The 7,702-nt window shown below is 45.1% G+C and carries 7 protein-coding genes; 6 read left to right on the top strand and 1 reads right to left on the bottom strand.

Annotated features, from left to right (window positions below; translation table 11 throughout):
- The first annotated feature begins 313 nt into the window (after positions 1–313).
- The 5 genes from H7T88_RS27120 (at position 314) to H7T88_RS27100 (ending at position 3,758) form a co-directional block, all read left to right on the top strand.
- On the top strand, positions 314–559 hold the full coding sequence (locus H7T88_RS27120; RefSeq protein WP_260511177.1) for an AbrB/MazE/SpoVT family DNA-binding domain-containing protein: 246 nt from the start codon (positions 314–316) through the stop codon (positions 557–559).
- On the top strand, positions 556–963 hold the full coding sequence (locus H7T88_RS27115) for a type II toxin-antitoxin system death-on-curing family toxin (protein ID WP_221791460.1): 408 nt from the start codon (positions 556–558) through the stop codon (positions 961–963). The genes H7T88_RS27120 and H7T88_RS27115 overlap by 4 nt, the downstream gene beginning before the upstream one ends.
- Positions 964–1,127: 164 nt before the next feature.
- Entirely contained in the window at positions 1,128–1,865 is a 738-nt protein-coding gene (locus H7T88_RS27110; protein WP_253497657.1) for an ABC transporter ATP-binding protein, read from the top strand.
- Positions 1,866–1,881: 16 nt separating this feature from the next.
- A complete protein-coding gene (locus tag H7T88_RS27105; RefSeq protein ID WP_221791458.1) occupies positions 1,882–3,138 on the top strand; it encodes an ABC transporter permease in 1,257 nt (418 codons plus the stop codon).
- Positions 3,139–3,347: 209 nt separating this feature from the next.
- On the top strand, positions 3,348–3,758 hold the full coding sequence (locus tag H7T88_RS27100) for a hypothetical protein (protein ID WP_154985868.1): 411 nt from the start codon (positions 3,348–3,350) through the stop codon (positions 3,756–3,758).
- Between the two features lie 730 nt (positions 3,759–4,488).
- Here H7T88_RS27100 and H7T88_RS27095 read toward each other — a convergent pair.
- Complete coding sequence (locus H7T88_RS27095) at positions 4,489–5,757, bottom strand: BaiN/RdsA family NAD(P)/FAD-dependent oxidoreductase (protein WP_154985869.1); 1,269 nt, start codon at positions 5,755–5,757, stop codon at positions 4,489–4,491.
- 194 nt (positions 5,758–5,951) lie between these two features.
- On the opposite strand from H7T88_RS27095, the gene H7T88_RS27090 reads away from it, so the two are divergent.
- Positions 5,952–7,646 carry a two-component system sensor histidine kinase NtrB gene (locus tag H7T88_RS27090; RefSeq protein ID WP_312027665.1) on the top strand — a complete coding sequence of 565 codons (1,695 nt, stop codon included), beginning with the start codon at positions 5,952–5,954 and terminating at the stop codon, positions 7,644–7,646.
- Positions 7,647–7,702: the final 56 nt, after the last annotated feature.

Raw genomic sequence — 7,702 nt, 5'->3', positions numbered from 1 at the left:
ATGGCTCAATCCGAACGCAACAGTAACGTGAACGACCGTGAGCGTACCGCAAGCAGCAGCTATGCCAGCGAAAGCCGTGGCATGCTGGATCTGGGTCTGAACGCGAAAGCGGATGCAGAAAGCGAAACGATGACCATGGTGGAGAGCAATCGATAATATGAGTTTTTCACTGTAATATGAAGAAGCAGTGGCTCCGGAGCCCCTGCTTCTTTTTTTATATTTAACCAAATACAATGGGTGAATCATAGTATAATTGTTATAACAGTTGAATAGTATAATTATAGGAGGAATCTAAGTGAGTAGGGTGAGAGAGATGGAACGAAAAGTAACGAAATTTGGTAACAGCCTTGGAATAACGATGACAGAAGCATTCAAGCAAATCGGACTTGAACAAGGAGATATGGTTCAGGTAGAGGTCGACCAAACGAGCGGAGAAATTATTATTAAAAAGTCGGTCAAGGTAAATCTGCCTAACGGAATAAGTAATGATTTTATGGATACGTTAGCTTCTGTTATGGATGAGTATGATCGAACTCTGAAAGGTCTTAAAGACAGATGAGTCTCATTCGTTATTTAAATATTCAAGAAGTAATTGCGATTAATGTTGCGATGATAAAACGGTATAGCCCGGGAGAGCAGATTGGTGTAAAAGATTCTAATCTGCTTGAATCTGCTGTTCTTAGACCGCAATCATCTGCTTTTGGTGACGAAGCGTCTCCGACAGTCTATGAGAAGGCGGCTGCAATTTTTCAGTCGTTAGGTCAAAACCATCCTTTTCATAATGCGAATAAACGAACAGCCTTTACTGCATTAGTCATGTTTTTACGTTACAATCATATTTACTTTAAAATGGAACAGGCCTTAGCTGAGAATTTTACGGTTGATATGGTCAACCACAAATATTCATTTGAAGATCTTACTTCGATGATTCAAACTCACTGTTGGTCTGAGGAGAAAACATAATAGGGATCAAAGAATGTATGAGCAATAAATCATGGAGTTTTAATGGTTTATTGTTTTTGTTTGCCCACTTTTTGCTCAATTTGATCAAACATGATAAACAAAACTCATTTACAATATAAATAGTTCATCACGTATAAAAAGGACAAGAACAGGAGTGTTAAGCCATGCAGCATGCATCGATGGAAGAAACAGCTTTACCCGACTCCATTCTGAACGTACATATTCGCGAAGCTGGTTACGCGCCAGGACAGTCTACGATCCGGAATATTCGGATGCACGTGGCACCGGGAGAGTTGGTCGGGATTATCGGGCCTAATGGCGCGGGTAAAAGTACAACCATTAAAACATTGCTTGGCCTGCTGGAGCATGCCGATTATGATGTAACCATTGGTGGGGAAGGGCGTTATGCCTACATTCCCGAACAGCCTGTTTTTTACGAGTATATGACCTTGTGGGAACATCTTGATCTAGCTGCTGCAGCGTATGAAATAGAAGAAGAAGTGTTTGTTGCGAGAGCAGAGGAATTGTTAGTCCGTTTTGGTATGGATCATGTCCGTAATGATCTCCCAGCGAGTTTCTCGAAGGGCATGCGTCAGAAAATGATGCTCATGATCGGATTTCTCTCCTCACCGGATATCTATATTGTGGACGAGCCATTTATCGGTTTAGATCCGCGTGCAACGAAGGACTTTCTGAAATTACTTGATGATGAGCGCCGCCGCGGGGCGGGCGTGTTAATGTCTACACATGTGCTGGATACGGCGGAACGGATCTGTGACCGTTTCATTCTGATTGCTGCCGGCAGGTCGGCTGCGGAAGGAACGTTGGATGAGATTCGGGCTACGGCGGAAATGCCGGAAGCGTCGTTGTTTGATTGTTTTGACACGTTAACATCCGATTGAAGAGAGGAGAGGCCTGATGGTGGAGCCCAAACGTTATACCCCGCATCTTCTATATCAGAGAAGAAAGAGAGAGCATCTTCGGGAACAATGGCGCAATCTCAAGCTTGTGGTGGACTGGACAGTCTGGCTGTATCTGCTAGTTCCAGGAATGTTATATTTTATCGGCTACTACGTCAGTCTGTGGACAAAAGCATTGCCAGCATGGGCAAGCGGGGGCATATCATTCCCTTTACTAACAGGGATTATCGAACTGATCATCCTGACGGGTGGAGTTCTTCTTTTTATCGAAGAAGCCGATGTATTGTTCCTGAAATCGAGAAGGGTCTGGATGCGAACTCTGATCATGCGAGGACTTGTACGGTTGACGGTGTTACAACTTGGAAAAATGATACTTATTACTGCAGTGGTTGCACCGCTATTCGTTCGTGTGTATGAAATGTCTCTTTTACAGATTGTGCTGACATGTTTCTGGTTGGGAACCGTAGCGTCACTTCAAGTCATTGCTATACATACTATCAAAGTTCGATATACGGGATGGCGGCGCTGGCTCTCATTGGCCTCACTTGTGATCGCCATGGGATGGATGACTGTCCGCACATCAGCTTGGATGTTAGGGGACATGTATACGTGGAAAATCATGCTCAGTATTGCCGCCGTTCTGTTGCTGCTCATTACGATGATCCAGATGAGATTACGTATGAAAGGTACATTTGAAGGCGATGTGCGTGAGGATTTGCGAAGCAGACTCAGGTTAACAGCACTGATGTTAAGTCAGGCCGTGAGCAAGCCCAAGTCTCCACAGACACGAACAATTGTTTTTCGTAAACCTCGCAAACTATTTCGTAAACGCTCCATTCCGAATCGGACAGCAGAGATCGCGTTTAAAGCATTTTTTCGGAATTCCGAGACGTTGAAATTGATTCTGCAACTGGGTGGGTTGTCTATCGTAGCAGTAGCTTTGCCGCCGTTTCCGGTCAATGTCATCTTATGTGGGTTACTGGTTATTATGCTAACCGTGATGTTGTACCGTGCTTGGGATGGATTGGCTACGTCGGAGTATGTCCAGCTTGTCACGTATGATTCTGCTGCGTTGCATGAGGCAAGCTCCATCATGGTGCGTATGTTGTTGCTTCCACTTGTTGCGCTGATGGGGTATGTCATGGGAGTGTTCTGGCTGGACTGGATTTCCGGTTTTCTGACGGCTGCATGCACAGTGGCATTGGGTTATGGTTCAGTGTCCGTTGCAGGCTTGATCAGACAGACTCGTTCATAATTTGTTTTTGCATCACGATGAGTGAAAGGAATTTGCTATCCGAGGCGCATATCACTTGGTTTAACTGCCCATGCTATAGAAGAAAAGGGATGTGAAGCACATGAATATTAGGGCGTCCTGTTTATGTATCTCTGGATTCATGGATGTCTTGATTTTAATAGGTTTCACAGACTGAGGATAGAATTATCTATAGTGAGGAGGAATAGAGCATGATGGATAACGGTGAGCTTCAAGTACATTTTTCCGATCCTTCGGCACTGCTTGAGGCAAAAGCAACCTTGGAGGAATTAGGCTATAAGCCATATCAATCTGCACCACTTGAATTATATATTCCGACGGATCGGCAGGACCCGCAATCCGCAGTAGAGATTGTGCAATCACATGGAGGGAGTGCGGTGTTTGCTTCTTCTGTTGATCAACTGGATCAGTTCCAAAACGTATCCATTCCGGCACATCTGGTGAATGAGGACTGGAACGAAGGCTATGCACGAGGCGCAAGCCAAACGGTGAATTACGGTCAAAACGTTGATCAAGGAGTAGACCAGGGCGAACATAATTATAGTGATGATCCTGTTTATGATGACTCGGCGGATGGATTTTCCGGCAGTGTTAAAGCTTGAGGATAGAACACGAAACAGGGGAGATCGGGAAACAACATACTAGTCCGCAACGATGTTGCATTAGAGGGAAATGTGTATCTGGAACACCAATTAGAGCTGTAAAGAAGAGTTAAAACAAAGCAAAGGGCACCCCGGTCATGGATAATGACATATAGGGTGCCTTTTTTTGCAAACGTATGATGCATTTTATGTAAGTGTCCCAACGGCCAGTTTGTACCTGATCATTTTCTAACGATCACAGGAAACGCTATTTGCACGATTTAGAGGTGTTTGAAAAGCTAACGATCTCCAGAGACGTTATTTTAGTAGAAATAGCTCATTTCAAGCTGGAAAAGCCTGTTTTGTGGCAAATAGCGTTCCTGGTGATCGTTAGATTTTAAAAAGAGTCAATTTTCACGGAATAAGGTTCGTGGTGATCGTTAGCATTCAAACCTTATGCCTGCCCAGCACGCAGTGCACTGCTTCATGACGAGGGTGGTCAGCCACACCAACACAATGCAGTACAATGCAACACAAACAAGAACAAACACAACACAAACACAGTACAGTAGAGTACAGTCAACGCAACATTTCATTTAAATAAGTGGGCCTCAGTCCATACTATGCCCGCAATTCATACATGAACACATCTCCCAAAAGCCAGAGCTAATAGATAGGCCGCTTACCCAAGAGGTGCTTACATACTATCCAATTATCTTTGCAACTGAACACCAACCAACCACCAGCTTACCTACGCATTAACATGTCTGTACTCCGCGGCATGCATGCCCGCAGTATACCCTGTAGAGAATGCAGCGGTAATGTTATAACCTCCGGTATAACCGTGAATATCGAGTACTTCTCCGCAAAAGAATAGTCCGGGCAGCAGCTTGGATTCCATTGTTTTAGGGTATATTTCCTTTAAGTGAACTCCACCTCCGGTAACAAAGGCTTCTTTAAGTGATCTTGTGCCGTCAACGCGGAAGGTGAAGGATTTCATCAGTTCGCACAGATGGTTTAACATACCTTTAGGGAAATGGTGAAATGTCAGGTCGTCCCCGATCTCGGCACGTTTCATCAGTAGCGGAACCAGACGTTCAGGCACCCATGTTTTCAAAATATTTTTGACAGCCTTGCGTGACTCCTGCTCTAGGCCTTGCTTCACTTGTGCTTCCAGCGCAGCAGGGGTAAAGTCAGGGAAGAGGTCGATACTCATGGTGACCTGTGTATTCCCTGATTTCATCTGAACTTTGCGAATAAACTGACTGCAGCGTAGGGCAACCGGGCCGGATACACCAAAATGGGTGAAGAGCATATCTCCACGGTGAGAAATGACAGTTTTGCCTTTGGCATCGAGTACGGACAGGGCAATGTCACGAAGAGACAAGCCCTGTAATTCCTTGGACTGAATCCAGCTCTCCCCAGATACGATTGGCACTTCCGTTGGATACAATTCTGTGATAGTATGACCAGCCGCCTCAGCCCAAGGATATCCGTCACCTGTGGAACCGGTTTGCGGCACGGATTTGCCGCCTGTTGCAATAATGACGGAGCGGCCGTGAATGATTTTGCCTGAAGCTAGCTTAACACCCTGCACTTGCTGACCGTTATGAATAAGCTCTTTAACAGGTTCTTTCGTACGAATCTCGACGCCAAGAGAAACAATTTTCCCGACAAGCGCATCAACAACCGTCTTGGCTTTGTCCGTGACAGGGAACATTCTTCCGTTGTCTTCTTCTTTCAAGGCAATGCCGAGATTTTCAAAAAAACGCATGATGCCCTGGTTGTCCAGATTTTGAAACGAGCTGTATAAAAAACGTCCATTACCCGGAATATGTCGAATAAGCTCATCCGTTTCTTTGGCATTGGTTACATTGCAGCGTCCTCCGCCGGAGATGCCCAGTTTGCGGCCTAATTGATCCCCTTTGTCCAGCAAAAGCACAGATGCTCCGTGCTCGGCAGCTGCCACACAAGCCATCAGACCAGCGGAACCGCCACCTATTACGATAACGTCATACATACATAATTACCTTCTTTTTGATTGATTTTGTCTGTTTTTTATAGACAATGTCTGTTACTGCCTCTTTCTGAAATCAGACAGGGTGATTCGGTGTTCTATTTTGCAGTCTTAAGCGATATATTGTAATAAGCTGTCGCCTATGTTTTAATCAGAATTAAATGAGGGAATGTACAGGCAGAGGAGGAGATGACATTGTGGTTGCGTTAAAGGACATTCTTTTACAAGTACTGCTGGCCGGATCGGCAGTATTCCTGATTCCCTTATTATATTTGGGTCTCTCCAAACAACAGGTCATGCGGATGGATCATGCAGGTAAAGTCAATTTCAGCTTTGCTGCAACAAGTGTCATCAGTATGTTACTCTGTCTGATTTTTGCATTATCCGTAGGTTCCGAGACCGTTCCTATATCCCTGAGTATCATCCCGGTTACTCTTGCGATTCTATATTGTAAAGCCCACATAGGCGCTGCCTTGTCCATTCTACATATTCTCTTCTATTTTCTATTAGCACATCCCTATGATCTGTACGGATTTCTTCTTCATACGGGAATACTTCTCTATCCTATTGTATGGTTGTCTGCCAAACGATTCAAGCATAATACGTGTTCACGCAAAATGAATACGGTCATCGCGCTGATTACCGCCGAACTAGCTGTTGCGAGTCTGTTATGGGTGGTTTATGTCTATCCTGACACCACATATTCCAAGCTTCATCTGATTTTGTCAGCACTTGGATATACAGTAGGCGCACTGGCTGCCGGGGGCATGAGCCAGCTGTGGCTGGATCGGATGGGACGTTATCGCGGAATGGAACAGCAACTATCCGAAGTGCATCACCATTACATGAGTGAAACAGAGAAACTGCACCAGATTTTGAATGCAGTGCCTCTTTCTATAGCCACGGTAGATGTCGAAGGCAAAGTTGTGTTTGTAAACGAACTGATGAAACAAACGGCAAAAGAACAGCTTCCATGTACATTGGCGCATAACTTGATTGGGCAACATGCCAGTCAATTTGTCGAGCAAGAACAGGCGGATAAGATGGAACACAGCATCCAGCAAGCGGTTGTTCACGGTGAAGTAAGTGTGCTGACCGTGCGATACGGATCGCATGTATTTCTTTCCCGAACGGTGCCGATCTATGCTTATGCTGCAAAAGGCTCGAAGGAAGTCTCGGGAGCTATGATTACTATTCAGGATGTTACCGAGCTTGAGATGTTGCGTAGTGAGCTTGATAATGTGGATCGTCTAAGCTTGGTGGGACAGATGGCGGCGAGCATCACGCATGAGGTGCGCAACCCGATGGCTGTGGTGCGAGGGTTCCTCCAGTTAATGCAGGAAAAGAGTCCTGAATCCCTGAATCATTATTATCGGATCGTTATGGAGGAATTGGACAGAGCCAACAGCATTATCAATGATTTTCTGTCCCTGGCTCAGAACCGTATAGCAGAAAAAGAAGAATCACAATTACACGATATTATTCATGAGCTAAGTCCTTTGTTATGGGCAGACGCCAATCTGCGAGGTCAGAGCATCGAACTGATGCTGGCCCATAATGTGCCGAAGCTACATCTGAATGCAAAAGAAATTAAACAAGTCGTATTGAATCTTGCTCGTAATGGAATGGAAGCCATGACGGAAAAAGGTGTGCTTACCTTAGAAACGCGGATGGTTGATGACCGGGTGGAACTGTGTGTACACGATACAGGGCCGGGAATACCGCCAGTGAAGCAGGAAAAGCTATTTGAACCATTCTATACAACCAAAGCAAAAGGAACCGGACTGGGATTATCCATGTGTCTGAGCATTGTCGAACGCCATAATGGCACAATCACCGTTGAATCTGAAGAAGGGCAGGGAACGACGTTTAAGGTTGCCTTTCAACGTTAGAGCGTCAGCATATTTTGCCAGACCAATAGCCATAATAAGTGAGAGAAAGCTGTTCC

This window comes from Paenibacillus cucumis (ex Kampfer et al. 2016) (assembly GCF_019748695.1).
GTDB lineage: Bacteria > Bacillota > Bacilli > Paenibacillales > Paenibacillaceae > Paenibacillus > Paenibacillus polysaccharolyticus.
The sequence above is the reverse complement of the archived record's forward strand: the minus strand, read 5'-3'. Positions and strand labels throughout refer to the sequence as shown.